General features: G+C 66.5%; 28 protein-coding genes. 12 read left to right on the forward strand and 16 right to left on the reverse strand.

All coding sequences use genetic code 11. The annotated features are described in order from the left end of the window. Window positions 1-31: 31 nt before the first annotated feature. Window positions 32-565: an Hsp20/alpha crystallin family protein gene (locus KGQ91_RS08495; RefSeq protein ID WP_224420763.1), complete on the reverse strand. Its 534-nt coding sequence runs from the start codon at window positions 563-565 to the stop codon at window positions 32-34. A gap of 220 nt (window positions 566-785) precedes the next feature. On the opposite strand from KGQ91_RS08495, the gene KGQ91_RS08500 reads away from it, so the two are divergent. Next, window positions 786-1,517, forward strand: coding sequence for a glutathione S-transferase (locus tag KGQ91_RS08500; RefSeq protein ID WP_224420764.1), 732 nt, complete (start codon window positions 786-788; stop codon window positions 1,515-1,517). A 181-nt stretch (window positions 1,518-1,698) separates the two neighbouring features. Continuing rightward, the gene (locus tag KGQ91_RS08505; RefSeq protein WP_224420765.1) at window positions 1,699-2,409 is read left to right on the forward strand and encodes a DUF3581 family protein; all 711 of its coding nucleotides are present in this window, start codon (window positions 1,699-1,701) and stop codon (window positions 2,407-2,409) included. Between the two features lie 127 nt (window positions 2,410-2,536). Here the strand turns inward: KGQ91_RS08505 and KGQ91_RS08510 are convergent, their stop codons facing one another. Further along, window positions 2,537-3,481, reverse strand: a complete 945-nt coding sequence (locus tag KGQ91_RS08510) for a 2-dehydropantoate 2-reductase (RefSeq protein WP_224420766.1) — start codon at window positions 3,479-3,481, stop codon at window positions 2,537-2,539. A gap of 160 nt (window positions 3,482-3,641) precedes the next feature. Between KGQ91_RS08510 and KGQ91_RS08515 the strand changes: the two genes are divergently transcribed. The 3 genes from KGQ91_RS08515 to KGQ91_RS08525 all read left to right on the forward strand — a co-directional run bounded on the left by KGQ91_RS08515 (window position 3,642) and on the right by KGQ91_RS08525 (window position 6,861). Further along, window positions 3,642-4,265 (forward strand): cyclodeaminase/cyclohydrolase family protein, encoded by a 624-nt coding sequence (locus tag KGQ91_RS08515; protein WP_224420767.1) that lies wholly within the window; start codon window positions 3,642-3,644, stop codon window positions 4,263-4,265. A 116-nt stretch (window positions 4,266-4,381) separates the two neighbouring features. Further along, entirely contained in the window at window positions 4,382-5,170 is a 789-nt protein-coding gene (locus KGQ91_RS08520) for an OBAP family protein (RefSeq protein WP_224420768.1), read from the forward strand. 128 nt (window positions 5,171-5,298) lie between these two features. Further along, window positions 5,299-6,861 carry an alkaline phosphatase D family protein gene (locus tag KGQ91_RS08525; RefSeq protein ID WP_224420769.1) on the forward strand — a complete coding sequence of 521 codons (1,563 nt, stop codon included), beginning with the start codon at window positions 5,299-5,301 and terminating at the stop codon, window positions 6,859-6,861. Between the two features lie 64 nt (window positions 6,862-6,925). Here KGQ91_RS08525 and KGQ91_RS08530 read toward each other — a convergent pair whose 3' ends face one another. The 5 genes from KGQ91_RS08530 to KGQ91_RS08550 all read right to left on the reverse strand — a co-directional run bounded on the left by KGQ91_RS08530 (window position 6,926) and on the right by KGQ91_RS08550 (window position 12,886). Further along, entirely contained in the window at window positions 6,926-8,122 is a 1,197-nt protein-coding gene (locus KGQ91_RS08530; RefSeq protein ID WP_224420770.1) for an MFS transporter, read from the reverse strand. A gap of 16 nt (window positions 8,123-8,138) precedes the next feature. Further along, window positions 8,139-9,287, reverse strand: a complete 1,149-nt coding sequence (locus KGQ91_RS08535) for an HlyD family secretion protein (protein ID WP_224420771.1) — start codon at window positions 9,285-9,287, stop codon at window positions 8,139-8,141. A gap of 39 nt (window positions 9,288-9,326) precedes the next feature. After that, a complete protein-coding gene (locus KGQ91_RS08540; protein ID WP_224420772.1) occupies window positions 9,327-10,871 on the reverse strand; it encodes a DHA2 family efflux MFS transporter permease subunit in 1,545 nt (514 codons plus the stop codon). Window positions 10,872-11,169: 298 nt separating this feature from the next. Further along, complete coding sequence (locus KGQ91_RS08545; protein WP_224420773.1) at window positions 11,170-11,949, reverse strand: alpha/beta fold hydrolase; 780 nt, start codon at window positions 11,947-11,949, stop codon at window positions 11,170-11,172. Between the two features lie 43 nt (window positions 11,950-11,992). Further along, window positions 11,993-12,886, reverse strand: a complete 894-nt coding sequence (locus tag KGQ91_RS08550; protein ID WP_163647718.1) for a LysR family transcriptional regulator — start codon at window positions 12,884-12,886, stop codon at window positions 11,993-11,995. Between the two features lie 136 nt (window positions 12,887-13,022). Here KGQ91_RS08550 and KGQ91_RS08555 point away from each other — a divergent pair, with 136 nt between their 5' ends. The 3 genes from KGQ91_RS08555 to KGQ91_RS08565 all read left to right on the forward strand — a co-directional run bounded on the left by KGQ91_RS08555 (window position 13,023) and on the right by KGQ91_RS08565 (window position 14,976). Continuing rightward, window positions 13,023-14,207 (forward strand): MFS transporter, encoded by a 1,185-nt coding sequence (locus KGQ91_RS08555; protein WP_163647717.1) that lies wholly within the window; start codon window positions 13,023-13,025, stop codon window positions 14,205-14,207. A 112-nt stretch (window positions 14,208-14,319) separates the two neighbouring features. Then, window positions 14,320-14,616 (forward strand): YciI family protein, encoded by a 297-nt coding sequence (locus KGQ91_RS08560; protein WP_224420774.1) that lies wholly within the window; start codon window positions 14,320-14,322, stop codon window positions 14,614-14,616. 81 nt (window positions 14,617-14,697) lie between these two features. Beyond that, window positions 14,698-14,976, forward strand: a complete 279-nt coding sequence (locus tag KGQ91_RS08565; protein WP_318010267.1) for a hypothetical protein — start codon at window positions 14,698-14,700, stop codon at window positions 14,974-14,976. Between the two features lie 92 nt (window positions 14,977-15,068). Here KGQ91_RS08565 and KGQ91_RS08570 read toward each other — a convergent pair whose 3' ends face one another. From KGQ91_RS08570 to KGQ91_RS08590, 5 genes are all read right to left on the reverse strand, one after another. After that, window positions 15,069-15,272, reverse strand: coding sequence for a cold-shock protein (locus tag KGQ91_RS08570; RefSeq protein WP_163647714.1), 204 nt, complete (start codon window positions 15,270-15,272; stop codon window positions 15,069-15,071). 283 nt (window positions 15,273-15,555) lie between these two features. Next, a complete protein-coding gene (locus KGQ91_RS08575) occupies window positions 15,556-16,485 on the reverse strand; it encodes an oxidoreductase (RefSeq protein WP_224420776.1) in 930 nt (309 codons plus the stop codon). 3 nt (window positions 16,486-16,488) lie between these two features. Then, entirely contained in the window at window positions 16,489-16,812 is a 324-nt protein-coding gene (gene hmuQ, locus KGQ91_RS08580; protein WP_163647712.1) for a heme-degrading protein HmuQ, read from the reverse strand. A gap of 202 nt (window positions 16,813-17,014) precedes the next feature. Further along, on the reverse strand, window positions 17,015-17,812 hold the full coding sequence (locus tag KGQ91_RS08585) for a COG4705 family protein (protein WP_224415471.1): 798 nt from the start codon (window positions 17,810-17,812) through the stop codon (window positions 17,015-17,017). Window positions 17,813-17,832: 20 nt separating this feature from the next. After that, complete coding sequence (locus tag KGQ91_RS08590) at window positions 17,833-18,474, reverse strand: hypothetical protein (protein WP_224415470.1); 642 nt, start codon at window positions 18,472-18,474, stop codon at window positions 17,833-17,835. 213 nt (window positions 18,475-18,687) lie between these two features. On the opposite strand from KGQ91_RS08590, the gene KGQ91_RS08595 reads away from it, so the two are divergent. The 3 genes from KGQ91_RS08595 (at window position 18,688) to KGQ91_RS08605 (ending at window position 21,226) form a co-directional block, all read left to right on the forward strand. After that, window positions 18,688-19,074: a hypothetical protein gene (locus KGQ91_RS08595; protein WP_224415469.1), complete on the forward strand. Its 387-nt coding sequence runs from the start codon at window positions 18,688-18,690 to the stop codon at window positions 19,072-19,074. A 137-nt stretch (window positions 19,075-19,211) separates the two neighbouring features. Continuing rightward, window positions 19,212-19,871 (forward strand): response regulator transcription factor, encoded by a 660-nt coding sequence (locus KGQ91_RS08600; RefSeq protein WP_318010268.1) that lies wholly within the window; start codon window positions 19,212-19,214, stop codon window positions 19,869-19,871. After that, the gene (locus KGQ91_RS08605) at window positions 19,868-21,226 is read left to right on the forward strand and encodes a HAMP domain-containing sensor histidine kinase (protein ID WP_224420777.1); all 1,359 of its coding nucleotides are present in this window, start codon (window positions 19,868-19,870) and stop codon (window positions 21,224-21,226) included. Before KGQ91_RS08600 ends, KGQ91_RS08605 begins: the two co-directional genes overlap by 4 nt. Here KGQ91_RS08605 and KGQ91_RS08610 read toward each other — a convergent pair. From KGQ91_RS08610 to KGQ91_RS08620, 3 genes are read right to left on the reverse strand one after another with little or no spacing between them, the layout of a single operon-like run. Beyond that, window positions 21,223-22,527 carry a TRAP transporter large permease gene (locus KGQ91_RS08610; RefSeq protein ID WP_163647706.1) on the reverse strand — a complete coding sequence of 435 codons (1,305 nt, stop codon included), beginning with the start codon at window positions 22,525-22,527 and terminating at the stop codon, window positions 21,223-21,225. The genes KGQ91_RS08605 and KGQ91_RS08610 overlap by 4 nt on opposite strands. Beyond that, window positions 22,528-23,079: a TRAP transporter small permease gene (locus KGQ91_RS08615; RefSeq protein WP_163647705.1), complete on the reverse strand. Its 552-nt coding sequence runs from the start codon at window positions 23,077-23,079 to the stop codon at window positions 22,528-22,530. Further along, entirely contained in the window at window positions 23,076-23,990 is a 915-nt protein-coding gene (locus tag KGQ91_RS08620) for a TRAP transporter substrate-binding protein (RefSeq protein ID WP_224420778.1), read from the reverse strand. Before KGQ91_RS08620 ends, KGQ91_RS08615 begins: the two co-directional genes overlap by 4 nt. Before the next feature lie 482 nt (window positions 23,991-24,472). Between KGQ91_RS08620 and KGQ91_RS08625 the strand changes: the two genes are divergently transcribed. Beyond that, complete coding sequence (locus KGQ91_RS08625; RefSeq protein ID WP_224420779.1) at window positions 24,473-24,973, forward strand: sodium:solute symporter family transporter; 501 nt, start codon at window positions 24,473-24,475, stop codon at window positions 24,971-24,973. Here KGQ91_RS08625 and KGQ91_RS08630 read toward each other — a convergent pair. Then, window positions 24,961-25,528: IS66 family transposase (locus KGQ91_RS08630; protein WP_224420084.1), on the reverse strand; the 568-nt coding region annotated here is incomplete at its 5' end. The genes KGQ91_RS08625 and KGQ91_RS08630 overlap by 13 nt on opposite strands.

The raw sequence follows: 25,528 nt of genomic DNA on the forward strand, positions 1-25,528 counted from the left end.
GGGCCGTCGGGGTGTCCGGCGCGGCGGGGCATCACTGGATGTCGAGACGCCGGCGACGGGCTTCCCGCAGCTTGGGAAGGACCAGCTCCAGCATGCCGTCCTTGAAGGAGGCGCTGGCATTGTCGGCATCGATGTCACCGGGCAGCGTCAGCGTGCGGGCGAAGGACGACTGGGCGATCTCGCTGCGATAGAACTCGCCGCTTTCCTCCTCCTCGGTGCTCTTGTGCTCGCCCTTGATGGTGACCCGATTGTCACTGATCGACACGTCCAGCTCGTCGCGCGAGATGCCGGGGATCTCGGCACGCAGCACGAATTCGTTGTCGCGTTCGATGAGATCGACCCGCGGTGCCCGCGGGGCGGCAAGGTCGAAGCGATCCCAGGCCTGGCGCTCCCGGAACAGCGGACGCATCCAGCCACGATCGAAGAAGCGCTCCAGCATGTGGTCGAACTCCTCGAAGGGGGTGAGTGCCTGGCCACTCGGGCGCGGCGCGGACGATGACTCGCGTGCGGGCGTGGCTTCCTTCATCTCGCTGACGTTGCTCGTGTCACTGCTTGGCTTGGCCATGATGACCCTCCCGCCATGGTGGCGATCCGGAAAAGATGAACGGCGTGAACAAGCCCTTGCCGGCTTGCGGATAAAAGATAGTCATGGGGCGTGGGCAGCGAGCTTGATGGACGTCAAGACTCGGTCGTGGCGGCCGGCGAATCGCGGCGGAAGATGACAGGGAGCAAGGCTCTGCTACCTTGAGGAGGCGATCCGCGAGGAGCAGGCTGCCGGAGGTGACATGCGCTACGAGCTCTACTACTGGCCGACCATCCAGGGGCGCGGCGAGTTCGTGCGTCTGGCGCTCGAGGACGCCGGTGCCGACTATATCGACGTGGGCAACGCCTCGGATGCCGGTATCACCGAGATCAGCGAGTTTCTGGACGGCGAGAGCACGCTCTATCCGCCCTTCGCGCCGCCGTTTCTCAGGGCCGGCGAGATCCTCGTCTCCCACGTGGCCAACATCCTCCAGTTCCTGGGGCCGCGGCTGGGGCTGGTACCCGAGGGCGAAGCGGTCCGGCTGTGGGCCCACGGGCTTCAGCTCACCGTGACCGACTTCGTCGCCGAGATCCACGATGTTCACCACCCGATCAGTTCCGACGACTATTACGAGGCGCAGCGCGATACCGCCCAGGCGCGCGCCGAGGCGTTCCTCGAATCACGCCTTCCCCGCTTCCTCGGCTACTTCGAGCAGGTGATCGCGCAGAATCCCGACAGCGACGATTGCCTGGTGGAGGGCGGGCACAGCTATGTCGACCTGTCGCTGTTCCAGACCGTCAGTGGCCTGCGCTATGCCTTTCCGCGGGCCATGGAGGCCGAGATGCCCAGTCACCCGGGCATCGCCGCGCTGGTCAGCCGGGTCGCCCGTCGCGAGCGCATCGCCGCCTACCTGGGCTCCGAGCGTCGGCTGCCGTTCAGCGAGCAGGGCATCTTTCGCCACTACGCCGAGCTGGACTCGCCACCGCCGACCTAGCCGGAGCACCCCGGCAGGACGGGCAGTGCCCCTGCGGTTTTTTCGCGCCCCGGCTGGTCACGGACCGCCCAACGATGGTAGAACGCCAGCGTAGATCGGCCGGGTCGCGCACAACAACGCCAATCCATGACTCGCCGAGCATCCCCCTCGGGCTCCAGGCTTTCAAGGTATCAGGACTGGCATGTTTCTCGACGATTTCCATACGGTGGCGGAAGGCTGGATCCGTATCACCGCCGCGCAGGCGAGCCGCTTCGCCAAGCAGATGGCCGGTGACTACAACCCCCTCCATGATCCGGATGCGCGACGCTTCTGCGTTCCCGGTGACCTGCTCTTCGCGCTGGTGCTGGCGCGTCACGGGCTCTCTCAACGCATGACCTTCCACTTCCGCGGCATGGTCGGCGACGACGTTCCGCTGACGGTCGAGGAACATGACGACGGCTCGCTGCGGGTGGTCGACGCCGCCGGCAAGGCGTTCCTGGTGGTCGAGCGTGGCGGCGCCATCAGCCACGATGCCGTCGCCATCGAGGCCTTCACCCGCCGCTACATTGCCTTTTCCGGGCGCAACTTCCCGCATTTCCTCAAGCCCCTGCTGGAGGAAAACGGCGTGATGTTCAACCCCCGGCGGCCCCTGGTGATCTACGACAGCATGGGCTTCACCCTCGACGCGCTGCCCGATGCCAGCCTGGCGGTGGGTTTCGACGGCGCCTCCTTCGAGGTCCAGGGCAAGCGCGGCGAGGCCCGTCTCGCCTTCCGCATGACCGCCGGCGGCGAGCCGATCGGCACCGGCGCCAAGAAGCTGGTGGTCAGCGGGCTGCAGCCCTACGATGCGGCGGTGATGGACGAGTTCGTCGAGGCCTTCAACCGGCGCAAGGCGCGCTACGAGGCGTCCTGACGGCGTGCCCTGAAGCAGGCTTCTTGCGGGAGAGGAGTCATCCGCGACAGCGGCGGCCCGGTGGCGCCTTCATCGCGACTGACGTCGCTCCCACGGCCAGGCTCCGGATGAACGCCCCGCCGAGAGATCACACCGGGAATGTCAGCTGTCCACGGGCGCGCTGCTCCTGGGGGCTCAGGGCGGCATGGATCCAGGCGTTGACCGGGGTCTCGATGCCGGCCTGGCGGCCCAGGCGGACCACCGCGCCGTTCTGCGATTCCAGCTCCGAGGGCCTGCCGTCCATGATGTCGCGCTGCATCGAGGCGGTGCCCGAGTCGGGCAAACGATCGATGAAGCGCAGCGCCCGCGCCACGGCATCCTCCGGCAGCGCCACGCCCCGTGCCCGGCCCACCCGGGCGATCTCGTCGAGCATCCGTTCGATCAGTTCGCGGGTCGCCGGCTGACTGCGGGTCACGCCGATCGGCGCCCGGGTGATCGCGCCGATGCCGCTCATCGCGCAGATGAACAGGAACTTGCTCCAGATCGCCACCTGGATGTCGTCGGGAATCTCGGCGGTCACGCCTCGGGCGCGCTCGAGGACCGCCCTGAGGCGCTGCGTGCGCTCGCTGGGCCGGTTGTCGAGTTCGCCGAAGCGCACGAAGGGCTCGACCCCGGCGTGAACGATTTCGCCGGGCTCGCCGCGCCAGGCGAGAATGCCGCACAGCCCGCCCAGTGCATGCTCGGCGCCGAACGCCTCGGCGGCCTGCGGGGCGGCCTCGACGCCGTTCTCCAGCGGCAGCACCAGTGTCTGCTCGCCGACGAGCGGGCGCATCGCGATGAGGGCATCCGCCACCTGCCAGGCCTTGACGGCGAGGATCACGCAATCGATCGTGCCGATGGAGGCGGGGTCGTCCGTGGCGCGGGCCGGGTGAACGTGGAAGTCGCCGGCGATGCTGCGCACGCGCAGGCCGTCGCGGCGCAGCGCCGCCAGGTGCGCGCCGCGAGCGATGAAGGTCACGTCCTCGCCGGCCTCGGCCAGGCGGCCGCCGAAATAGCCGCCGACGCCGCCGGTTCCGTAGATGGCAAAGCGCATGCTGATTCCTCGTGTGGGTCGTCGGGGCAGTATACGCAAGCCGGGGGCCTGCACGAACCGCGTTGTCGGGGTCTCTCGCCACGGCCGGGGCAATCGCTGCTATGTTGGATGGCTGCACCACGACGGGTCTCGAGCGGCCATCCATCAGGGAGGAAACGCCATGACCGCATCAAACAGCCTCTGGGACATGACGCTGGCGGGCTTCCGCGATGCCATCGAGTCGCGCTCCACGCCGGGCTGCGGCGCCGCCGCGGCGGCCTCGGCGGGGCTCGGACTGGCACTGGTGCTCAAGGGGCTGCGCATCACCCGGGGCAAGCAGGACGACGCGCCGGACACGATGCAGCGGGCGATCGAGCGCGCCGATGCGCTGCTGACCCGGCTCGGCGACTACGCCGACGAGGACGTCAACGCCTTCGAGGCCTACCTGGCCGCCGTGAGGCTGCCCCACGACGACGAGGTCCAAGGCGAGCGGCGTGAGCGGGCCATCGCCCGCGCCGCCGAGCGGGCCAATGCCGTGCCGCTGGGGGCCGCGCGGGCCTGTCGCGAAGGGCTGGCCCTGAGCGTCGAGGCCCTGGCGCTCACCGATGCCAACCTGCAGAGCGATACCCGCGCCGGCGCCTTGATGCTGCACTCGGGGCTGAGCGCGCTGCTGCTCGGCGTCGACGCCAATCTGGCGAGTCTCGATGACGATGATGAACGCGAGGCGCTGGCCCGTGCGCGAGACGGCTTGCAGGACGCCGCCGATCGCTGCCGCGATGACCTGCTGCGGCAAGACGCCCGGTGACAGGGCAGAACCGGCGAGCAAGGCCCGAATGAGTGACTACGCTGGTGAGGAGTGAGCGGCGTCGTCATGAAAGTGCCGCTCCAGGGAAGACCTACACTCACGACAAGGAGCCAGTCATGTCACTCCATCACGGCAGGCATTGTTCGCATTGTTCATCCCTCGGCGCGGCGGGCGCCATCGGCCTGGGGCTGGTGGCCGGCGTGGCCGCGGCGGCCGGTGTGCTGGCGGGGCGCAAGGCCACCACCACCGCGCGCCTGAGCCGGGGTCATCCGCGCAAGCACCGGCTGCTCGATGCCGCCTCCAGTACCCTGCAGCGCAAGATTCCGCTCGAGGCCATGAGCACCTACCTCAACGGCTTTCACATGTATGCCGACGACATGGGGCGCCAGGTCGAGGCCTCGCACTTCTGCATCCATCTCGAGCCGGACCTGCACCAGTGCGTGATCTTCGACTCCAACCGGCCCGACGCGCGGCTGATCGGCATCGAGTACATCATCAGCGAGGCGCGCTTTCGGGCGCTTCCCGAGGAGGAAAAGCGCCTCTGGCACAGCCATCACTACGAGGTGAAGTCGGGTCTGCTGGTGGCGCCGGGCATCCCCGAGATGGCCGAGCACGCCTACTTCGAGGATCTCGTCACCACCTACGGCAAGACCTTCCACACCTGGCAGTACGATCGCGATGATTTCCCCTATGGCGTGCCGCAGCTGATGATGGGCTTCACCGGGGACGGCCAGGCCGATCCCGCACTGGTGGCGGCCCGCGGCCGGCGGCTGGGCCTCTCGACCGAATGGCGGCGCGAGAAGCGCAGCGATATCCCCGAGCCGGCGGTCGCGCCGGGGGCCAACCTCTGGGAAAGCGGCCAGAGCGTCCAGACCTCGCTGGAAGCACGCCCCTTCAAGCGGTGAGGTCGGGGCAGCCGTGTCATTCCGGCTCGGCGGGTGGCGCGTGACGGGATCGTCATCGCGCGGTCCCGGGCCTGTCATCTGCGTCGCGGATACTCCTTTCAGCGTTACGACATGGAGGAGAACGCGACATGACCTTGACTCGCAGAGACTTTCTCGCCCGGGGCTCGCGGCTGGGGCTGGGTGTAGTGGGTGGCAGCCTGATCGGCGCTCCGGCGATCGTGATGGCCGAGGCGCGGCGCCCGCAGGTGGTTTCCGGCGCGATGAGCGGCGACATGCTGATGGATCGGGCGATGCTCTGGGGCCAGGCGGATCGCCCGGCGCGGATGTGGCTCGAGGTGGCCGACAACCCCGAGTTCCGCGGTGCCCGGACGCTGCCGTCGCTGGACGTGCTGCCGGATACCGACCTGATCGGCAAGGTCGATGCTACCGGGCTGGGTGGCCGGGATACGGTGCACTACCGCCTGCGCTTCGCCGCACTGGGCGATGAGCGCGCCGTCAGCGAGCCGGTGACGGGGCAGTTGCGCCTGCCGCCACGCCAGTCGCGCGACGTGCGTTTCGTGTGGTCGGGCGATGTGGTCGGCCAGGGCTGGGGCATCGACGAGTCGCGCGGCGGCATGCGCATCTTCGAGACCATGCGTCGCCAGCGTCCGGACTTCTTCATCCATTCCGGCGACAGTGTCTACGCCGACGGGCCGCTCGAGGAAACGGTGGACCTCGGCGGCGGCGAGCTCTGGCGCAACCGGGTCACCCCGGCCAAGCGCAAGGTCGCCGAGACCCTGGCCGAGTACCGGGGCCAGCACGCCTACAACCGGCTCGACGCCCACTACCGGCGTTTCACCGCCGAGGTGCCGATGCTGGCGCAGTGGGATGATCACGCGACTCTCAACAACTGGTACCCGGGCGAGATTCTCGACGATTCGCGCTACACCGAGAAGAACGTCTCGCTGCTTGCCGCCCGCGCCCGCCGGGCATTCCTCGAGTACGCGCCGATCCGGCTGGCGCCCGAGGCTCCACAGTGCATCTACCGGCGCTTCGCCTACGGCCCGGGGCTCGAGGTGTTCATGCTCGACATGCGCAGCTACCGCGGCCCCAACACCGGCAATCGTCAGGAGACGGCCTCCGACAGGACGGCCTTCCTCGGCGAGACCCAGTTCGCCTGGCTGCGTCGGGCGCTCAAGCAGTCCACCGCGACCTGGAAGGTGATCGCCGCCGACATGCCGATCGGCCTGAACGTGCCGGACGGTGACAGCTTCGACGCGGTGGCCAACGGCGACGACGGGCAGCCGCTGGGGCGCGAGCTGGAGCTGGCCCGGCTGCTCAAGGCGATCCGTGACGACGACATTCGCAACGTGGTGTGGCTGACCGCCGATGTCCACTACACCGCCGCCCATCACTACGCCCCGGAACGTGCCGCCTTCCGGCAGTTCGCGCCGTTCTGGGAGTTCGTCAGCGGTCCGCTCAACGCCGGGACCTACGGGCCCAACACCCTCGACGGGACCTTCGGCCCCGAGGTGGTGTTCAGCAAGGCGCCGCCCGATGGCCAGGCCAACCTGCCACCCTCGGCGGGCTATCAATTCTTCGGTCAGGTCGATCTCGACGGCGAGAGCGAGGCGCTCACCGTGACGCTCAAGGACATGGACGGCACGGCCCTCTACCAGAAGGTGCTGGAGCCGCGGCACGCGTCCGCCTGACGGCTGTCCACCGTCGCCCGGGCATGGCTCGGGCGACGGTCCCTGCCGATGGGCGAGTGGCCGGTTACCGCGATGTCTCTCGCCACTCGGTCAGCCAGAACAGCACGCCGACCAGCCCGAATGCCGCACCCAGCGCGCAGGCCCCGGTCCAGCCGGCGAGGGTGTAGAGCCAGGCCGCGCCCGCCGAGCCCAGCGCGCCGCCCAGGAAGTAGCAGGTCATGTAGGCGGTGGTGATGCGGCTGCGGGCCTCCGGGCGAATCTGGTAGATGGCGCCCTGGTTGAGGATCTGGTTGCCCTGCACGCCGATGTCGAGCAGGACGATGCCCAGCACGATTGCCGCCAGTTCATGGGCGAACAGCGCCATCACCAGAAAGCTCAGCGTGATCAGGCTCAGGAAGCTGCCGGTGCCGATCCGCGACAGGCCGCGATCGTGAAGGCTGCCGGCGACATTGGCGCACAGGGCACCGGCGGCGCCGAGCAGGCCGAACAGTCCGATCACCGAGTCGGGGTAGCCATAGGGCGCCTCGGCGAGCAGGAAGGGCAGGGTGGTCCAGAAGACGCTGAAGGTGGCGAAGCCGGCCGCACCATAGACGATGCGCCGGCGCAGCAGCGGCTCCTCGCGCATCAGGGTCAGCACCGAGGCCAGCAGCGCCGCATAGGAGAGCGAGGTCTGGCCCGGTTCGCGGGGCAGCAGGCGGGCCAGCAGCAGCGCCTGACAGACCATCACCCCGGCGGCCAGCCAGTAGACCGCCCGCCAGCCCAGCGCATCGGCGAGCCCGCCGGAGACGGTACGCGCCAGCAGGATGCCCAGCAGCAGCCCGGTCATTACCCGCCCCACCACGCGGCCGCGCTGGTCATCGTCGGCCAGATGCGCGGCGAAGGGCACCAGGATCTGCGCCACCACGGCGGTGAGACCGGTGGCCAGGGCGCAGAGGATGAACAGCTCGATGGTCGGGGCCAGGGCGGTGCCGACCAGCGCCACGGCGGTGGCCAGCGAGACCGTGACAATCAGTCGGCGGCGCTCGAGCAGGTCGCCCAGCGGCACCAGCAGCACCAGGCCGGTGGCGTAGCCGAGCTGGGTCATGGTGATGATCAGGCCCGCCGTGCCCCGTGATACCGCGAAGTCGCGGGCCAGGGTGTCGAGCAGCGGCTGGGCATAGTAGATGTTGGCCACCGCCACCCCGCAGGCCAGCGCCATGACGAAGGTGAGCAGGGCGTTGGGGTGCAGGCCCGTCGCGGGTCTTGCCGGGGTGTCGGTCATGTTGCTCGTCTCCGCTTCAACCGTGCCGAGTGTCGTCGCCGCTCACGTCGATGTCCACCTCGACCATCATGCCGGGCCCGATCTGCTTGACCGGCCCGTCGTCGAGGGCGATGCGTACCGGGATACGCTGGGTGATCTTGGTGAAGTTGCCGGAGGGGTTGGGGTCCGGCAGCAGCGCGAACTGGCTGGTGGCGGCGCGGCCGATGACCGTCACGTGGCCGTGGAAGGGGCGGTCCGGATAGGCGTCGACGGTAATGTCGACCGGCTGGCCGACGCGCAGCTCGCCGATGTCGGTCTCCTTGATGTTGGCCTCCACCCACAGCTTGTCCGGATCGTGCATCATCAGCAGCGGCTGACCGGCGCTGACGTATTCGCCCGCATCGACCAGTGTCTTGTTGACCACGCCGCCGATCGGGCTGGGTACCGTCAGGTCGGCGATGCGCAGCTTCTCCTGCGACAGCCTGGCCCGGGCCTGGGCCAGCTCCTGCCGGGAGACCTTCAGCTGGGAGCGCAGCACCGAGGGATTGGGCAACGGCATCTGCGTGAAGCCCACCTCGGCGTTGTCGGCCTGGGCCTGGCTGACCGCCACTTCCTGCTTGGCCTGACGATACTCCGCCTGGGCCGCCAGATACGCGTAGTAGTCCGCGTCACGCTGCTGCTGCGACACCGAGTGCTTGGCGAGCAGGGCATCGGAGCGCTGATAGTCCTTGCGCGCCTGCACCAGCCGGGCCTTGGCGGCGGCCATGGCGGCCTTGCTGGCGGTCAGCTCCTGATGGGTCATGTTCAAGCCGCCCTTGAACTGCTTCTCGGCGAGCGTGAGCCGCTCGCGCTGGTAGTCGAGGCGGGCCTGCATGGCAGCCACGCCGGCCTTGAGGGTCTTGAGCTTTTCCTCGTCGGGCCGGCTGTAGAGATGGGCCACCGTGTCGCCCTTGTCCAGGCGATCGCCCTCGATGATGGAGAAGTCGGTCACCCAGCCTGCCAGGCGGCTGCTGACGGTGACCTGGTCGGCCATTACCCGGGCATCCTGGGCGCTGACATGGGTCATCCGGTGGTGGATCGCGAAGCCCGCCCAGACCAGGATGGCCAGCACCACCAGGGCCAGCAGCGTCAGCTTGGTGCCCTTGCCGGGGCGGCGGGAAACGGCATTCGACGTCGACGATGTCATGATGGCGGAATCCTTGAACGAACGAATGGAAGAAAGGCGTCAGGCACGCTGCCAGCGGCTGAGCAGGATCGACGGGATCGCGACGACCAGCAGGCTGCCGACCAGCAGCCAGAAGCCGTCCTGATAGGCGAGGATCGAGGCCCAGATCGTCTCGATGCGGCCCATCAGGTAACCGGCCATGGCCGACTGATGTAGGTCCGGCACGCCCAGGTGGCCGGTCAGCTGGGCCAGCTGGCCCAGCTGTTCGCGGGCCAGGGTGTTGTCGGTGGTGACCCCGGCGTTGAGATGCTGGCCATGCAGGGCGGTGCGCCGGTCGAGCAGGATCACCAGGCCCGCGGTGCCCAGGGCGCCGCCCAGCTGCATGACGAAATTGATCGCCCCGGAGCCGTGCCCGGTGAGCTCGCGCGGCAGGGCGGCGATGGCGTTGGACAGCGTGGGCGGGGGAAAGGCCGCCATGCCGACGGCCATGATCGCCATGTTGCCGGCCAGGAACGCGAAGGAGGTGTTCCAGTCCATCTGCGCCATGTGCCAGACCGCGATCATCGTGCAGGCCAGCCCCGGCAGGGTGATCCAGTGCGGCGGGTAGCGGTCGCTCAGCCAGCCGACCAGCGGCACCAGTACGCCCAGTACCGCCGTCGACGGCACGAAGATCATTCCCGCGCTCACCGGGCTGTAGTGCAGCACCGACTGCACGAACTGCGGCAGCAGATACATGATGCCGTAGAAGGAGCCGCCGAACAGCAGCATCGCCAGGATGCCGACCATGAAGATCCGGTAGCGGAAGATCGCCAGCTCGATCAGCGGGTGCGCGGTGCGCCGCTGCCAGACCACGAAGATCGCGCCGCAGAGCAGCGAGGTGCCGATCAGTTCGGGGATGCGCGGGTCGTACCAGCCCCAGCGCTGGCCGTTGGAGAGTGCCGCGAGCAGCGCGAACACCGCGATGAACAGCAGTATCGTGCCAGCCCAGTCGAAGGGCGGACGCGGCCCCTTGCCCTCGCGGGGCGGCAGGAAGAAGTAGCCCATCGCCACGGCGGCCGCGCAGATCGGCAGGGTGATGAAGAACACGTAACGCCAGGTGAAGTTCTCCACCAGCCAGCCGCCGATCACCGTCGCCAGTGTCAGCGGCAGGCCCAGGCACATGCCGTACATGGCCACCGCCATGCCGCGTCCCTCGGGCGGGTAGGCGGCGAACAGCGCCTGCATCGCCACCGGGCGAATCAGCCCGGTCATGGCGCCCTGGATGACACGGGCGGCGATCAGCATCGCCATGCCCTGGCCCAGCCCGCCGAGGATCGACGCGGCGATGAACACCAGCAGCAGCCCCATGAAGGTGGCGCGCTGGCCGACCGCCGAGACCAGCCAGGGCGCGATCAGTAGCGACACCGTGGTCGAGGCCAGAAACCCGGTGGACAGCCACTGCACCTGGGAGGCGCTCATGCCGAAGGCGCCCTTGATGTAGGGGATCGCCACGTTGACGATGGTGATCGACATGCCCAGTGCCACCAGCCCCAGCATCACCGTGAGGGTGACCCACAGCTTGTAGCGGGGGCCGTAGCGTTCGAACAGCAGATCCACCTGGCTCATGACCGATACCTCCCCGGCGTCCGGGCCGGACAGGGATGGACGTTATCGAACACAGGAACCTCTCCTCCTGTTGTGCCGCGGGCCACCACGCGCCCAAGCAGGCGGGCCGGCCTCCCTGGGATGACGGGAAACCGGCCCGAAGCCCTTGCACAGCAGGCGGTGGCGCCAGTCAGGCGCTTACAAGTAGTTGAAATATCATTTGATAGCTAAGCATCATAGCGTATCCTGCCGTCGAGTCCCAGTGGTCAATCATTCGCCGTGAGGCGTTTCGTGTCGGCATCGGGCGGGGCGAGGCGCCTCATTCGAGAAACGCCACGACCGCCTCGAGAACCGCTTCCGGTCGCTCCCGGTGAGGAACATGGCCACAGCCAAACAGACGCAGCATGGCGGGGCCGGCGGCATGTGCGACGAGCCGTTCGGGATGGCGTGGCGAGCCATACTCGTCACGGTCGCCGTGCAGCGCGAGCAACGGGCAGGGTACCCGCGCCATCACCCCGGCGAGTTCCCAGTCGCGAAACGCCTCACTCAGCCAGGTGTCCACCCAGGCGTTCAGCACCCAACGGGCCTTGTCACCGTGATAGCGGGCCAGCCGCGCCAGCTGCTCCGGCGCGGCGAAGGCCTGTTTCGCCTCGCGCACGCCGTCAAGTGTGCGCCTTTCGACAAAGCTCATGGCGGACTCGGTCACCAGGCCCCGGCAGGCTTCGGGAAAGGCTGCCGAGACATGCGCGGCCATGGCGCCGCCCACGCTGTGCCCGAAGGCGATGAAGTGTGTCAGTGCCAGGTGGGCGTGTATCGCCGCGAAGGCCTCCTGCGCCTCCATCTCTATGAAGTCGAGCGGCAACTGCCCGGGGTAGGGATCGGAGCGGCCGAAGCCAAGGCGATCGTAGGCGATCACCCGGCGGCCCGTGGCATTGGCTAGTTGCGCGGGGAAGTCGCGCCACAGGGCAATGCAGCCCAGCGACTCGTGGAACAGCACGATGGGCGGGGCATCGACGACACCCGACGGCAGCCAGCTACGGACAAAAAGGCGGCCTTGGGGGATGGGCACCCAAGTATCGTGGGTGGTGGGTGGCGTCATGCGAGAATGCCCCGGTGTGGCGTGTGACGGTGGATAGCAGACGTCAGAGTGCCAGCCGGCAGGCGATGAAGTCGAGAAACGCCTCGATGCGCGGCGACAGGGCACTGCCACGGTAGTAGACCGCCTGCACCGCCTCGCGGGCGTTGGGTGTCCGCATTCTGTCGCCGAGCAGGGTGACCAGCCGGCCGTGTCGAAGGTCGTCGTGGATCATGAACCGCGACAGGCAGGCGATGCCCTGGCCGGTCAGGCACAGTTCGCGGATCACTTCACCGCTGGACGAGGTGAGCGAAGGTGTGATGTTGGCGCCTTCCTGAGCCAGGCCCTCGACCGGCCAGTGATTGAGGTTGTCGGCATGTAGGAAACCCAGCAGGCGATGATCGCGCAGCGCCGTTGCGCTGCCGGGTATGCCGTGACGGTCCAGATACTCGGGACTGGCGACCAGTTGGAGTGGCGATCGGCCAAGAACCCGGGCATGCAATGTGGAATCCGTCAGGGGGCCGATGCGGATGGCCACGTCGGTGCGCTGTTCCAGCAGGTTGATGATGTCGTCGGAAGCCGAAAGCTCCAGGCGTATCCCCGGATAGCGGTCGGTGAAAGAGCCCACCAGTGGCACCAGTTGATGAAGGATGAACGGTGTGGCGGCGTCGACCCGCAGCGGGCCGCTCGGTTGGCTATGCCTCAGGCGTAGCGCCTCCTCGGCGGCCGCCAGCTGGCCGAGTCCCTCGCGAACCTGCTCGACGAAGCGTCGCCCTTCTGCGGTGAGGACCACGCTACGGGTGGTGCGGTTGAGCAGCGGCGTCTCCAGCTGGCGCTCGAGACGCTGTACCGCCCGCGATATCTTGGCCACCGGCACGTCCAGGTGGCGTGCCGCCGCGCTGAATCCGCCGCTGTCGATCACCGCGAGCAGCAGTTCCAGGTTGTCCGACCGGCTCTGCAAGCTTTCCTCCCGCACCTTGCGCGCTGTCGATTGTTGCTGGAATTGTAAAAGTCTTTCGAGTTTACGCTGGTTTTTCGTTCAGGGCAGCCAGGCCAGACTCCGTGCCATCCAAGGCACTTCCCCAAGGAGTCTTCTCATGCCTATCGCGCTATTTGCACTGACGCTCAGTGCCTTCGCCATCGGCACCACCGAGTTCGTTATCGTCGGCCTGGTGCCCACCATCGCCGGGGATCTGGGCGTCACGCTGCCCTCGGCGGGGCTGCTGGTCAGCCTCTACGCCACCGGAGTCGCCGTTGGCGCCCCGGTGCTCACCGCGCTCACCGGCCGGCTCAACCGCAAGTGGGTGCTGCTCGGCCTGATGACGCTGTTCATCGCCGGCAACCTGCTGGCCTGGCAGGCGCCCGGTTATGCTTCGCTGATCACCGCCCGGGTGCTAACCGGTTTGGCTCACGGGGTGTTCTTCTCGATCGGCTCGACCATCGCCACCAGCCTGGTCAGCAAGGACAAGGAGGCCAGCGCCATCGCCCTGATGTTTACCGGCCTGACCGTGGCGCTGGTTACCGGCGTGCCGCTGGGAACCTGGATCGGCCAGCACCTCGGCTGGCGGGCGACCTTCCTGGCCGTCGCCGGGCTGGGGGTGATCGCTCTGGTCGGCAGCGCTCTGCTGGTACCAAGCAACCTCAAGCAGTCCGCCCCAGCCTCCCTGAGCCAGCAGCTCAAGGTACTCACTCACCCTCGGCTGCTGCTGGTCTATGTCATCACTATCCTCGGCTACGGTGGCACCTTTACCGCTTTCACCTTCCTGGCACCGATTCTCCAGCAGGTCACCGGTTTTGGCGACAATGCGGTCAGCCTGATCATGCTGGTCTACGGAGCCTCTGTGGCGGTCGGTAACCTCTATGGCGGCCGGCTGGCCGATCGCTTGGGTGCGATTCGCGCGCTGACGCTGATTTTCACCGGTCTGGCCGCCGTATTGCTGGTACTCACCGTGGCTGCCGGCCACCCTGTGGCTGCCGTGCTTACCGTTCTTGTGTGGGGCGCCTTTGCCTTTGGCAATGTGCCCGGGTTACAAGTCTACGTGGTCCAGCAGGCTGAGCGTTTCGTGCCGCAGGCGGTTGATGTCGCCTCGGGACTCAATATCGCCGCCTTCAACATCGGCATCGCCCTGGGCTCGGTGACCGGTGGTCACGTGGTCGACGCCATGACGCTCCCCGATACTGCCTGGATCGGGGCGCTGATCGTACTCGTCGCGCTGGTGCTAACCTGGCTTTCCGGCACGCTCGACCAGCGCACGCGTTGCCGGGCGGCCACGACCGGCTGATTGTCGACCCACCGGGTCCATTGCCGGGGCTGGGTGCCCAGGCATGCGTTGCCGTCATCGGTTGCGCGGGCTATGTTGGCCGACGCGATCCATCAGAGAGGAAATGGCCGGCATGAACCAGTACGCGGTAGTGGCCCACGATTACACGGATGACGAGGCGCTTGACCGCCGCCTGAGCCGTCGGGAAGCCCACCTGGAGGGTATCCGGCAGCTCGCCGATCAGGGGCGCTTCCTCAGTGGCGGGGCGATTCTCGATGACGCCGGGCGCATGGTCGGCTCCAGCGTGCATGTTCAGTTTCCCGACCGGCGGGAGCTGGACGACTGGCTTGCAGCAGAGCCCTATGTGACCGGGAAGGTCTGGGAGCGGATCGAGATCCGTGAGGTCAAGTTCTTCGATCCGAGTGCCTGACCCATCATGGCTGATAGCCGGACACGGCTTGCCGCTCAGGTTCGCCGCCTTCTCGAGACGACGCCCCGCGAGGCGCTTCCCATGACCTATCACCAGGTCGCGGAAACACTCGGGCTGCAGCCACCGCGAATCATTCAGCAGGTGGCTCTGGCACTGGAGGAAACGATGCGGGAAGACGCCGAAGCGGAGCAGCCCTTCATGGCGGCCCTGGTCGTCAGCCGACAAGGGCAGGGCCTGCCCGCCCGGGGCTTCTTCGATCTCGCCGTGGCGCTGGGGCGTTTCCCCGAGGAACCGGCACGGCACATTGAAGCCTGGCGGGGGGAATATCGGCATGCCCTGGCGGCGAGGGGGAATCATTGACTCACTTTTCAGGCATGCAAAAACACCAGAGCCCGCCGAAGCGGGCTCTGGTGCTCGAAGCCTTGCGGCTCGAAAGCGCGGTCTAATCGATATTAGAGCGGCTTGATGTTCGCAGCCTGCAGGCCTTTCTTGCCCTGAGTGACGTCAAAGGAAACCTGTTGACCGTCCTGCAGAGACTTGAAGCCGTCAGCCTGAATTTCGGAGAAGTGGGCGAACAGATCGTCACCGCCGTCAGCGGGAGAAATGAAGCCGAAACCCTTGGAGTCGTTGAACCACTTGACTGTGCCAGTTGCCATGATCGAATTCCTTATGCGTTGAACGCTTTTGCGGTTACCGGGGACACCCCGGAATGAAGTGGGTGAGACAAGAGATATGTCCAGGTAACCGAATGCTTCGAGTACAACTGACAATATGCGACTTGCTAACCAACTGACGGCATAGTGCGGGCCTTTCGTTCTGGAGTCAAACAATTTTTGCCGGCCAGCCCAAAAAGACGGTGCTATATCGGTCGACGGGGGTCCGCGCAGCATGAGGGAACCCCCGGGGCCTGGGCGCCCCGCCGCCAGCCGATGAAGCCGTTCATGGCGTGGTGGCGACTGGCGGGGCTTCCCACCTCGCCCCGGTCAGGTCGCAGGAGACCTTCCACAGCCGCTCGGCCAGCATCGAATCGCGTGCCGCGGCGGTCATCCGGGCGCGTTTCGGTGCGCCGCGCGCCTCCCAGGGGCCGGCGGGGCCGAAATAGTCGCCCGGGCGCACCTCGTCGGCGGTGGCCGCATGCAGCACCGGGCGGGCACCGTCGGCGGCGGACTGGCTGATGAGAGGCATCAGCAGCCGGAACAGGCTGCCCACCAGGGCGCGGCTTCTGACGCCATGCTCGAACAGTGCCGTGCGCGACAGGCCGGGATGCGCCGCCACGCTGACCAGCTCCCAGCCTCGGGCGTCGCTGTGGCGTTGCAGCGCCTGGCTGAACAGCAGCATGGCCAGCTTGGACTGGCGATAGGCGCGCCACGGATCGTAATCGCGTTCGCCGTTGAGATCATCGAAATCGATGCGCCCGCTGCGGTGCGCCAGGCTCGACAGCTGCACCACACGCGGTGCCGGTGTGGCCTGCAACAGTGGCAGCAGCAGGCTGGTCAGCAGGAAGTGCCCCAGGTAGTTGACGCCCAACTGGCGCTCGAAACCGTCGCGGGTCATTTCCCGCGTCGGCGGTGCCAGGAGGCCGGCGTTGTTGACCAGCCGATCCAGCCTGGCTTCCTGCGCCTGCACCGTGGCGGCGAAGTCACGGACCGAGGCCAGGCTGTCCAGGTCGAGCGGCTCGAAGCGCACCGTTGCCTCGGGAAATTCGGCGCGCAGCGCCTCGGCGGCGGCGCGGCCCTTGTGCGGGTGGCGCGCGGCGACGATCACGCGATAACCCTGCTCGACGAGGCCAAGAGCGATCTCGAAGCCGAGCCCGGTATTGGCCCCGGTGACGATCGCCAGCGGAGGGGCGCCGTTAGGGTTGCTCGTCACGGTTCAGCTGTTGCCGACCGTCTGGATCACCTCGAAGCCCTCGAACTTCGGCGGCCCCAGGTACAGCCCCTCGCGACGCGTCTGCCCGGCGTTGGCGTGGGCGGCGCGAAATGCCTCGGAATGCGTCCAGGCCTCGAAGTCCTCGCGCGAGCGCCAGAGGGTGTGCGAGGCGTAGAGGACGTGATCCTCCTCCTCGGGGCCGCGCAGCATGTGGAACTCGATGAAGCCGGGCAGGCCCTGGAGGTGAGTTTCGCGCTCCAGCCAGATCTGCTCGAACTCGTCCGTTCTCTCGGGATTGACCCGGAAACGATTCATGGCGATGAACATGGTGCGTTCCTCACGGCCTGGGTGATGGATGTCCGGGGACGATGACACCTTCCCCGGAATGGAGCAAGGCGACGCCGGGCCAGCCGCAGTCTCCTGTGGGAGGGGATTCATCCCCGATGGCGGAGCCCGGTGGCGGGTTCAGCGCGACTGACGTCGCTCCCACGGCCAGGCTCCGGATGAACAACCTGCCGAGAGATCACGGCTAGCGGGCTGCCACCATTTCCTGATCCCTGCCGGTCAGGGTCATCCACACCACCACGGCAACGATCACGCCGAGAAACAGCAGGCTGGTGATGACGGTGCCGAATCCGAGACCGCCGTAGGCCACCGGTTGCGACAGCAGGTCGCCGAAGGAAGCGCCCAGCGGGCGGGTCAGGATATACACCAGCCAGAAGCCGAGAATGGCATCGAGGCCGAGGAAGAAGTAGCCGATCGCCAGCGACAGGATGATGGCCCCGAACAGGATGCCGGTCGCCAGGTACCCCAGGCCGAACTGCTCGGAGACCAGATCGCCCACGGCCGTCCCCAGCGCGAAGGTGAAGAGAATCGCCAGCCAGTAGAAGGCCTCGCGCCGTGTGGTGGTGATGGAATGAATCGACAGGGTGCCCTCCTTCCGGAACCAGAGCCAGAAGGTCAGGGCCAGCAGCACACTGAAGGCGACCGTGCAGGTCAGCAGGCTGACCCCCAGGTTGTCGACCAGATTGTCGCTGATCAGGGTGCCGACGATGGAAACCAGTACCACGGCCAGCCAGTAGGACCAGGGCACATAGCGCTTGCGCGAGAACTGCAGGGCGAGGGCCACGACCAGAACCGCGGTCATCAGCAGCGAGGTGGTCGTCAGGCCCAGCCCCAGATTGACCGCCAGGTAGTCCGCGGCGGTTTCGCCCATGGTCACCGCCATGAGCTTGATGAGCCAGAAGCCGGCCGTTACCTGCGGGACCCGGTTGGGACGCAGGCCGTCCTGGGTCGTGGGTTCGGCTGTCAGTGCCTCGGTGTTCATGGCTGTCTCCTGATAACGCGTCATTGGCTGGAAAGGGCAAGCGCCCGGGCGGAGAGTTGATCGGAATGCACGTCGTCGTCGGCGTTGCAGCGCTGGGTGGCCCGGGATTGCAGGCTTCTTGCCTGGGCGAGATCGGCGTCACCGATCGCGCCATTCGCCAGGGCGCTGCGCAGCTTGCCGAGCAGGGTTTCGCAGGGGATGGCGTGGCCATTGGCGTCGGTTACGGCGATGCCGGCCACCTGCTGGACACCCCCCTTCGACCCGCCGGCCGAGGGATGGCTGAGCCGGTCCGACAGCGCCGTCAGCCGCTTTTTCACCGTCTGCGTATCGGGTGACCGGGCGCGAAGGGCCGCAAACACGCGATCGGCCGCCGCATCGACGTTGCCCCAGGCAGCGGGCGCCTTCGGGCGCAGCGAGGACTCGGCATCGTCCCACCTGGTCTCGAAGTCGGTGGCGCGGTGCTCGGCCGCACTCAGCTTCCCGGCTTCGACCAGCGCCCGGGTGTCGGAGATGATGGCCTGGTAATCCGTCAGGTCGCCGAGCGGGTTTGACGTGCCCGCACCGGCGGGCGGCTTATGGCCCGGTGACAGCCAGAGTTCCGTGGCGGAAAACACGCTGACCGGCACCACGATCAGCAGCGCGGCAAGCAGGATCTGTTTCATGGGTGGCTCCACGTTGTTGATGGACACCTCCCAGCTTGTGCGCGCTTGAATACTGTCGGCTTCACCGGGCTATACAGATTTGCAATGTTCCGGGAGGGCGGTCGACAGGTTGAAGATTTGCAATCTTTCGGGCAGGTCGCTGTGACATTGCGCGCCTAGCGTCATGGAGTGGCGGATGCTTTCACGCCACTGTCCATCAATCAGGAGATCAACATGATTCATTCGACCATGATTCGTCGCAGTGCCCTGGCCGGCCTGGTGCTGGCGCTTGCCCTGCCGGTATCACAAGCCATGGCAGACGATGACCCGACCGAGGCGAAGGACTTTCTGGCCTCGGGCATGACGGTGGCGCAAGCCGCCACCGCGGCCGAGGCGGCGGATACCGGGACGGCCATGTCGGTGGCCTGGGAACCTCGGGCGTCGGGAACCATGGGCTTCGCGGTAGAGCTGGCCCGGGCCGACGGCAGCGTGAACACCGTCCTGGTCGACCCGCAGGATGGCAAGGTGACACCGTGGGTCGCGCACGCCGACGACAAGGAAAGCCATGATGAGGGTGAGCGACATCATGCTCAGGCAGGCGATGAGGAGGATGACGACTGACGTCCCTGTTGTGCCCGGAGCGACGGTATGGCATTACCGTCGCTTTTTCCGGTGACATGACGGGGAGCCATCGGTCAGGGGGTACACTCGATGGTCGGCCTTCGGCAACAGGTTGCGAGTACGGCGTGAAAATACTGGTGATTGAAGATGACCGTCTGACCGGTCAGTACATCGTGGATGGCTTTCGTGAAGAAGGGCATGTCGTCGACCTGCTGACGGATGGCTCGCAAGGCCTGATGCAGGCGGCAGCGGGTGGCTATGACGTGCTGGTCGTGGACCGGATGCTGCCGAGCCTGGACGGGCTGGCCATCGTGCAAACGCTGCGTGGCGCGAGGCTTCCCGTTCCCATCCTGCTGTTGACGGCACTCGACGGGGTGGAAGACCGCATCGAGGGGCTCAACGCCGGGGCCGATGACTATCTGGTCAAGCCCTTCGTCTTCGGCGAGCTCTCCGCCCGGGTCGCCGCCCTGGCAAGACGCCCGCCGCCCGCGGAAGAGCCCACGGTGCTGCGGGCCCGGGATCTCGAGATGAACCTCCTGACCCGGCGGGTGACCCGGGCCGGGCAGGCCATCGACCTCCTGCCCCGCGAATTTGCCCTGCTCGAATGCCTGCTGCGTCGCAAGGGTCGCGTCCAGACCCGGACCATGCTGCTGGAAACGGTCTGGGGCATCCATTTCGATCCGCAGACCAATGTCGTCGAAACGCACGTCAGCCGGTTGCGCGGCAAGGTCGACAAGCCTTTCGACCAGGAGCTGATCGAAACGGTGCGGGGCGCCGGCTACCGGATTCCGGCATGAGCAGGCTGCGTTCGACCCCGCTGCGGCTCACGGCCACGCTGGTCGTGGTGTTCGTGCTCTTCACCCTGGCCGGTTACGCAACCGCCTATCTGGTCACGCGCACGTCCCTGTCCCGTGAGGTGAACGCCCAGCTCGAGCAGACCGTGAATATGCTGCGCGCCATTGCCGAGCCGGATGAAATCCGCGAGCGGATTGGCGAGATCGCCGCCGGGGCGCAACCTCGCGACCTGCTGCTGCGCTATACCGAGCCGGGCAAGCCGGTCCTGGGCAATCTCACGGTTCCCATCGAGGCGTCGGCGTACCGCGTGATCGGCCATGACGCGATTCCGCGCCCGTCATCCACGCTGGCGGACAGCTATCTGGCCTGGCAGGGGCCCGTCGGCGAGGGCAGGCTGACGCTGCTGGTGGGTCGCGACAGCCTCAACGAGCTGGGCGAAACGTTCGCCAAGGTGCTGCTGTTCAGCCTGGTGCCGGCGCTGCTGCTGGTGACCGCCATCGGCGCGCTGGTCGCCCGCCGGGCCAGGGATCGCGTCGAGGCCATTCGCTCGGCGCTCGCCAGGCTGACATCCGGCCACCATGACGCCCGGGTGACGATTTCGGGTCGGGTCGACGATGACCTCGGCCAGATCGGGGTGGCGGTCAATCGCATGGCGGAAGCACAGGAAGCGTCCATGGAGGCGCTGCGGCAGGTCTCTGCCGATGTCGCCCACGACCTGAGAACACCCATCCAGCGGGTTGCGGTGCTGCTCGATCGGCTGGATGACGGCTCGTTGACGGACTCGGCGCGTGACACGATCGCCGAGGCGCGGGCCGAAACCGCGCATATCGTGGCGACGTTCCAGTCGCTGCTGCAGATTGCCCAGCTGGAAGGCGGCCAGGCGCGGGCCAGCTTCACGGCGGTCGATCTCGCCTCGCTGGCCGCCAGCCTGGCCGATGTCTACGAGCCGGCCGGCGAGGAAAGCGGCCACCGTCTCGAGGCCCGGGTCGTCGATGCCGCGGTGGTCAGCGGCGACCGGACCCTTCTCGGTCGCCTGATCGCCAACCTGATCGAGAATGCCCTGCGCCACACCCCGCCCGGCCGGATTCAACTGATCGTCGAGGGCGGCCCCTCCCCGGTGCTGCGCGTGGTTGACGACGGGCCCGGCATTCCCGAGGGCGAGCGTTCCCGCGTATTACGGCGTCTCTACCGGATGGAGCGCAGCCGCACGAGCGAGGGAAGCGGCCTGGGGCTGAGCCTGGTCGCCGCAATCGCCGAGCTGCACGAGGCGACCCTGACACTGGAAGACGCCGCACCCGGGCTGCGGGTGTCGGTGTGTTTCCCGGCGCTATCGCACTCCGTGGGGGCCGGCCGCTAACCCGAAAGCACCGTCGGCAACCACAGGGCAATCGAGGGCCACAGGCAGACGATCAGGGCGCCGATGCACATCAGCACGAAGAACGGCGCTGCGGCCAGCGCCACGCGACCGATGCTTTCCCCGGTCAGGCCCTGCAGCACGAAGAGGTTAAAGCCCACCGGCGGGGTGATCTGACCAAGCTCTACCATGATGACCAGGAAGACCCCGAACCACAGCGGGTCGTAACCGGCCTGGACGATGATCGGCAGCGTGATCGGCAGGCTCATCACGGTGATCGAAATGCCATCCAGGAACAGGCCCAGCAGCACGTAGAACAGCGCCAGGGCCAGCAGCAGGGCGACCGGGGAGAACGCCTGGTCGGCGATCCAGCCCGCCAGTTCCCGCGGCAGGTGCAGGTAGCCCATGGCGGTGGACAGCAGGGCGGCCGCGATCAGCAGGCTGCAGACCATCACCGCACTGATCAGGGCACCGCTCAGGGCATCGATGAACAGCCGCAGGGTCAGCTGGCGCTCCCACAGAAGCAGCACCAGAGTGGCGGCACAGCCGACCGCGGCGGCCTCGGAGGGCGTGGCGATGCCACTGTAGATGGCGCCGAGGACGATCACGATCAGTCCCAGTACCGGAGCGAGATTCAGCAGAGCGCCGCCCAGGCCGGTCGCGTCATCCTCACCGCGAGGCGCGATGCTCGGATCGATCAGGCTGCGCACGGCCACATAGCCGATGTACAGCGCGGCGATCAGCAGTCCGGGCAGCACACCCGCCATGAACAGCTTGCTGATCGAGACCTCAGCCTGGACGCCATAGACGATCATCACGATCGAGGGGGGTATCAACAGCCCCAGGCTACCCGCGCCGGCCAGGGAGCCGATCGACAGGTTGCGATCGTAGTGGCGCCTGGCCAGCTCCTGGGTGGTGATCTTGCCGACGGTCGCGGTCGTGGCGGCGCTCGAGCCGCTGACGGCGGCGAACAGGGTGCAGCCCATGACGTTGGTATGCAGGATACCGCCGGGAAGATGCCGGGTGAGCGGCGTCAGTCCCCGGAACAGCCGTTCGGAGATGTCGGAGCGAAAGATCAGCTCGCCCATGAGGATGAACAGGGGGATGGCCGAGAGCTCCCAGCTGTTGGCGGCGCGAAAGAGGATCTTGGAGAAGATCAAGCCGATGCGCTGGGCATCGAAGTCACCCAGCCCCCATAACGAGAGCATGGCCACGATGACCAGGCCGGAGAACACCCAGCTGCCGAGCGCCAGCACCCCGAGCAGCAGGGCGACGACGCCGGCGCCCGTGAGTAGCATGTCCATTCATTGTCCTCCGGGCGTGAAGGCCTGACGCTGCGCCAGGATCTGCAGCGTGCGTACGGCGAGCGCGAAGCAGAGCAGGTACAGGCCCAGCAGGACCGCGCTCTGGGGGATCCACAGCGGGGTCCTGGCCATCGTCTCGCTGATGATGCCGCGGGCATAGCTGCGCTCCACGGCCAGGGTCCAGTAGCGCGCCAGCCAGCCGAAGGCGAGCAGCGCCGACACGCTGGCGAACAGTTCCAGCGGCCAGCGCCAGGGCCGAGGAAGACGCTCGAGGACGAGTGACACACGGATCAATCCATCCTTCTCGAGGGCATAGGGCAGACCGAGGAAGGTCATGGCGGCCACACTGTAGCCGATGTATTCATCGAGAATGAACGTGGAGTGCCCGAACAGGCGCAGACCGATCTCGAGCAGGATGTGCCCGAGCATGTAGACCACGAGCAGCATGGCGATGCCGGCGCCCAGCGCCGCCAGGGCGCTGGACAGCCGGGTCAGGGCCAAGAGGACGGGGCCGGACCGGTCGCTGTCGTGCGATTCGGACGCCGCCATCATTCGGCCTCTTGGCTGCGATACTGCTCGAGAATGTCGCGGCCGCGCTCGCCGGCTGTCTCGATCCAGTTTTCGACCACCGGTTTGGCCGCCTTTTCCAGACTGGCCTGGAACTCGGGCGGAATGGGGTCGTGAATGGCCACCTGATGCTCACGCAACTGGGCGTAATTCTTCTTCAGTCGTTGCTTTACCACTTCCCAGTTATGGGCATCGGTTTCCTTCGCTGCCTGCAGGATCGCCTGTTGATTGGCCTCGCTCAGGTCATCGAAGGCGTCCCGGTTCATGTGAACCATGTTGAGTGGCACGGCGTAGTTGATGGCGCTGAAGTCGTTGAGGTGCTCCCAGAAGCTGCCATTGGCGCCGGCCTCGGCCGAGGTCAGTACGGCCTCGATGCCGCCGGTGGCGAGCTGGGGCACGACGTCGGCCCAGGACAGCTTGACCGGCGAGGCCCCGGCATTCATCAGGGTTTCCGTGCCGTTGCGATCGTAGCTGCGGATCTTCAGTCCCTGGAGATCCTGCATGCTGGTCACCGGATTCTTGGACCAGATGCCGCTGGCCGGCCATGGCGAGGCGTACAGCAGAATCTGGTTGTTATCCTCGAAGACCTTGGCGTATTCGGGGCGGGCGATGTCGTAGAGCCGGTGGGCGGATTCGACATCGTCCGCAACAAAGGGCAAGGACGACAGCAGGAAGATGGGGTCGATGCCGCCCAGGGTGCCGGAAAGGCTGTCGGCGATCTGTACCGCATTGTCGGCCACGGCATAGAAATTGTCCGCCGATCGGAAGCCCAGAGAACCACCAGTATGCAGGGTGATATCGACCTGGCCGTCGGTGAGTTCCTTGACCCGGTCGATGAACCAGGCGTCTCCCTGGGCATGGATAGAACTGGCATTGTACTCGTTCGAGAAATCCATGCTGGAAGCCGAGTAGGCGGGGACGGACAGTGCCGACAGGCCGAGCGCTACCAGTGAATTTATTAGCATATTGCCGGGATAAATAGCGAATTTTTCAAGCATATTCGGGTCCTTTTGTTTGTAATGATTCGCCTATAAAGGCTTCGTTAAACGGGATCAGAAGGTAGGTCTGAAAGCGACATAAGGCGGTCCATCTGCGACACTTCTAGATGCTATATGGCATCTTTGAGATCCTGGAAATAGGGGAGTTACTTGCCGATGAAGGGACAAGGACCGGGAGCGGTAAAGGCAATCGGACAGGGGAGATCATTGCCAAAAAGGGTTGCAGCGACAGAGGCCAAGTATTCGATCGGCGACGAGGTTGCGAATGGGTGATTCTTGTTGGGCGTCGTGTAGAGCTTCGGGGATGACGCAGGGAGAAAGGTGAGCGAGGAGAGTATCCGGATTATGGAAGACACAATTCCACAAACACGGTCCTTGCCATGGTCTATACCACTGCCATTCTGCTCAGCCTGATCGGCTATTTCGTGATCGGCCATCTGGCCGGTCGTCGGGTCAAGCATCTCGACGACTATCTGGTCGCGGGGCGCAATGCACCGACCTTCCTCATTCTCGGCACGCTGGTGGCCAGCTACCTGAGTACCAGTGCCTTCCTCGGCGAGACCGGCTTCGCCTACAGCGGTTACCCCTTCGTGATGCTGATCTTCGCCTCGGTCAGCACCTCCGGCTGCCTGCTCGGCGCGCTGGCCTTCGGCCGCTACCTGCGACGCAGCGGCGCGCTCACGGTGCCCGAGTTCTTCGGCAAGCGCTTCGCCTCGCGGCATGTGCAGGTAATCGCCGGGCTGACCACCGTATTCGGCCTGGGCGCCTACCTGCTGGGCGTGATGCAGGGCGCCGGCATCATGTTCGAGGAGCTCACCGGGCTGCCGTACTGGGTCGGGCTGGTGTTGGTGTGGCGTAACTATTCAGGTCACGCTGCCTGATCCAGGCCGTCCCGACGCATGAATTCGGGCACTTCACCGGCAAACAACTGTTCTAGTGCGGTGTGCGCTGCCAGGCCCTGCTTGACCGCCGTCGAGAGGAAGCTGCGCATCCGGCAGAAGATCTCGGCACCTTCCCAGGAGCGGAAACAGCCTGAAATCTTCTGCTGGACCTTGGTCATCCGCAGGTCACGCTCCCCTTGGTTATTGGTGAAGGGCGCGGCGGGGTCGTCGAGGAAACGCAGCACATCGTCCTCGTACGCCTGGAGACGTTCGAGCAGGTTACGTGCCTTGGTACGTTTGGCACGACCGCGCTTTCCCGGTGGTGGTGGGATCGGTGGCGGACACTCGGTCTCACCCTCTGTCAGGCACTGCCGATAGCGGACTCGCCAGCGTTGCGCCTCTTCGGGCGAGAGCGTGCCACCGGCAGCGTCAACGGCCTGATGCATCTCCAGCAGCAGATCATGCAGCGCCTTGGCCCACTTTTGGTGGTCATTTTCCCAGGCCGCAGTCAATTCACGCAGGTGATGGGCGTTGCAAAGTGCGTGGCGGCAATCC

This window comes from Modicisalibacter tunisiensis (assembly GCF_020148005.1).
In the GTDB taxonomy this organism is placed as follows: Bacteria; Pseudomonadota; Gammaproteobacteria; order Pseudomonadales; family Halomonadaceae; genus Modicisalibacter; species Modicisalibacter tunisiensis.

Coding starts and splice junctions, on each gene's coding strand:
- KGQ91_RS08495 (WP_224420763.1), bottom strand. CDS start 565: ATGGCCAAGCCAAGCAGTGACACGAGCAACGTCAGCGAGATGAAGGAA.
- KGQ91_RS08500 (WP_224420764.1), top strand. CDS start 786: ATGCGCTACGAGCTCTACTACTGGCCGACCATCCAGGGGCGCGGCGAG.
- KGQ91_RS08505 (WP_224420765.1), top strand. CDS start 1,699: ATGTTTCTCGACGATTTCCATACGGTGGCGGAAGGCTGGATCCGTATC.
- KGQ91_RS08510 (WP_224420766.1), bottom strand. CDS start 3,481: ATGCGCTTTGCCATCTACGGAACCGGCGGCGTCGGCGGCTATTTCGGC.
- KGQ91_RS08515 (WP_224420767.1), top strand. CDS start 3,642: ATGACCGCATCAAACAGCCTCTGGGACATGACGCTGGCGGGCTTCCGC.
- KGQ91_RS08520 (WP_224420768.1), top strand. CDS start 4,382: ATGTCACTCCATCACGGCAGGCATTGTTCGCATTGTTCATCCCTCGGC.
- KGQ91_RS08525 (WP_224420769.1), top strand. CDS start 5,299: ATGACCTTGACTCGCAGAGACTTTCTCGCCCGGGGCTCGCGGCTGGGG.
- KGQ91_RS08530 (WP_224420770.1), bottom strand. CDS start 8,122: ATGACCGACACCCCGGCAAGACCCGCGACGGGCCTGCACCCCAACGCC.
- KGQ91_RS08535 (WP_224420771.1), bottom strand. CDS start 9,287: ATGACATCGTCGACGTCGAATGCCGTTTCCCGCCGCCCCGGCAAGGGC.
- KGQ91_RS08540 (WP_224420772.1), bottom strand. CDS start 10,871: ATGAGCCAGGTGGATCTGCTGTTCGAACGCTACGGCCCCCGCTACAAG.
- KGQ91_RS08545 (WP_224420773.1), bottom strand. CDS start 11,949: ATGACGCCACCCACCACCCACGATACTTGGGTGCCCATCCCCCAAGGC.
- KGQ91_RS08555 (WP_163647717.1), top strand. CDS start 13,023: ATGCCTATCGCGCTATTTGCACTGACGCTCAGTGCCTTCGCCATCGGC.
- KGQ91_RS08560 (WP_224420774.1), top strand. CDS start 14,320: ATGAACCAGTACGCGGTAGTGGCCCACGATTACACGGATGACGAGGCG.
- KGQ91_RS08565 (WP_318010267.1), top strand. CDS start 14,698: ATGACCTATCACCAGGTCGCGGAAACACTCGGGCTGCAGCCACCGCGA.
- KGQ91_RS08570 (WP_163647714.1), bottom strand. CDS start 15,272: ATGGCAACTGGCACAGTCAAGTGGTTCAACGACTCCAAGGGTTTCGGC.
- hmuQ (WP_163647712.1), bottom strand. CDS start 16,812: ATGTTCATCGCCATGAATCGTTTCCGGGTCAATCCCGAGAGAACGGAC.
- KGQ91_RS08585 (WP_224415471.1), bottom strand. CDS start 17,812: ATGAACACCGAGGCACTGACAGCCGAACCCACGACCCAGGACGGCCTG.
- KGQ91_RS08590 (WP_224415470.1), bottom strand. CDS start 18,474: ATGAAACAGATCCTGCTTGCCGCGCTGCTGATCGTGGTGCCGGTCAGC.
- KGQ91_RS08595 (WP_224415469.1), top strand. CDS start 18,688: ATGATTCATTCGACCATGATTCGTCGCAGTGCCCTGGCCGGCCTGGTG.
- KGQ91_RS08605 (WP_224420777.1), top strand. CDS start 19,868: ATGAGCAGGCTGCGTTCGACCCCGCTGCGGCTCACGGCCACGCTGGTC.
- KGQ91_RS08610 (WP_163647706.1), bottom strand. CDS start 22,527: ATGGACATGCTACTCACGGGCGCCGGCGTCGTCGCCCTGCTGCTCGGG.
- KGQ91_RS08615 (WP_163647705.1), bottom strand. CDS start 23,079: ATGATGGCGGCGTCCGAATCGCACGACAGCGACCGGTCCGGCCCCGTC.
- KGQ91_RS08620 (WP_224420778.1), bottom strand. CDS start 23,990: ATGGATTTCTCGAACGAGTACAATGCCAGTTCTATCCATGCCCAGGGA.
- KGQ91_RS08625 (WP_224420779.1), top strand. CDS start 24,473: ATGGTCTATACCACTGCCATTCTGCTCAGCCTGATCGGCTATTTCGTG.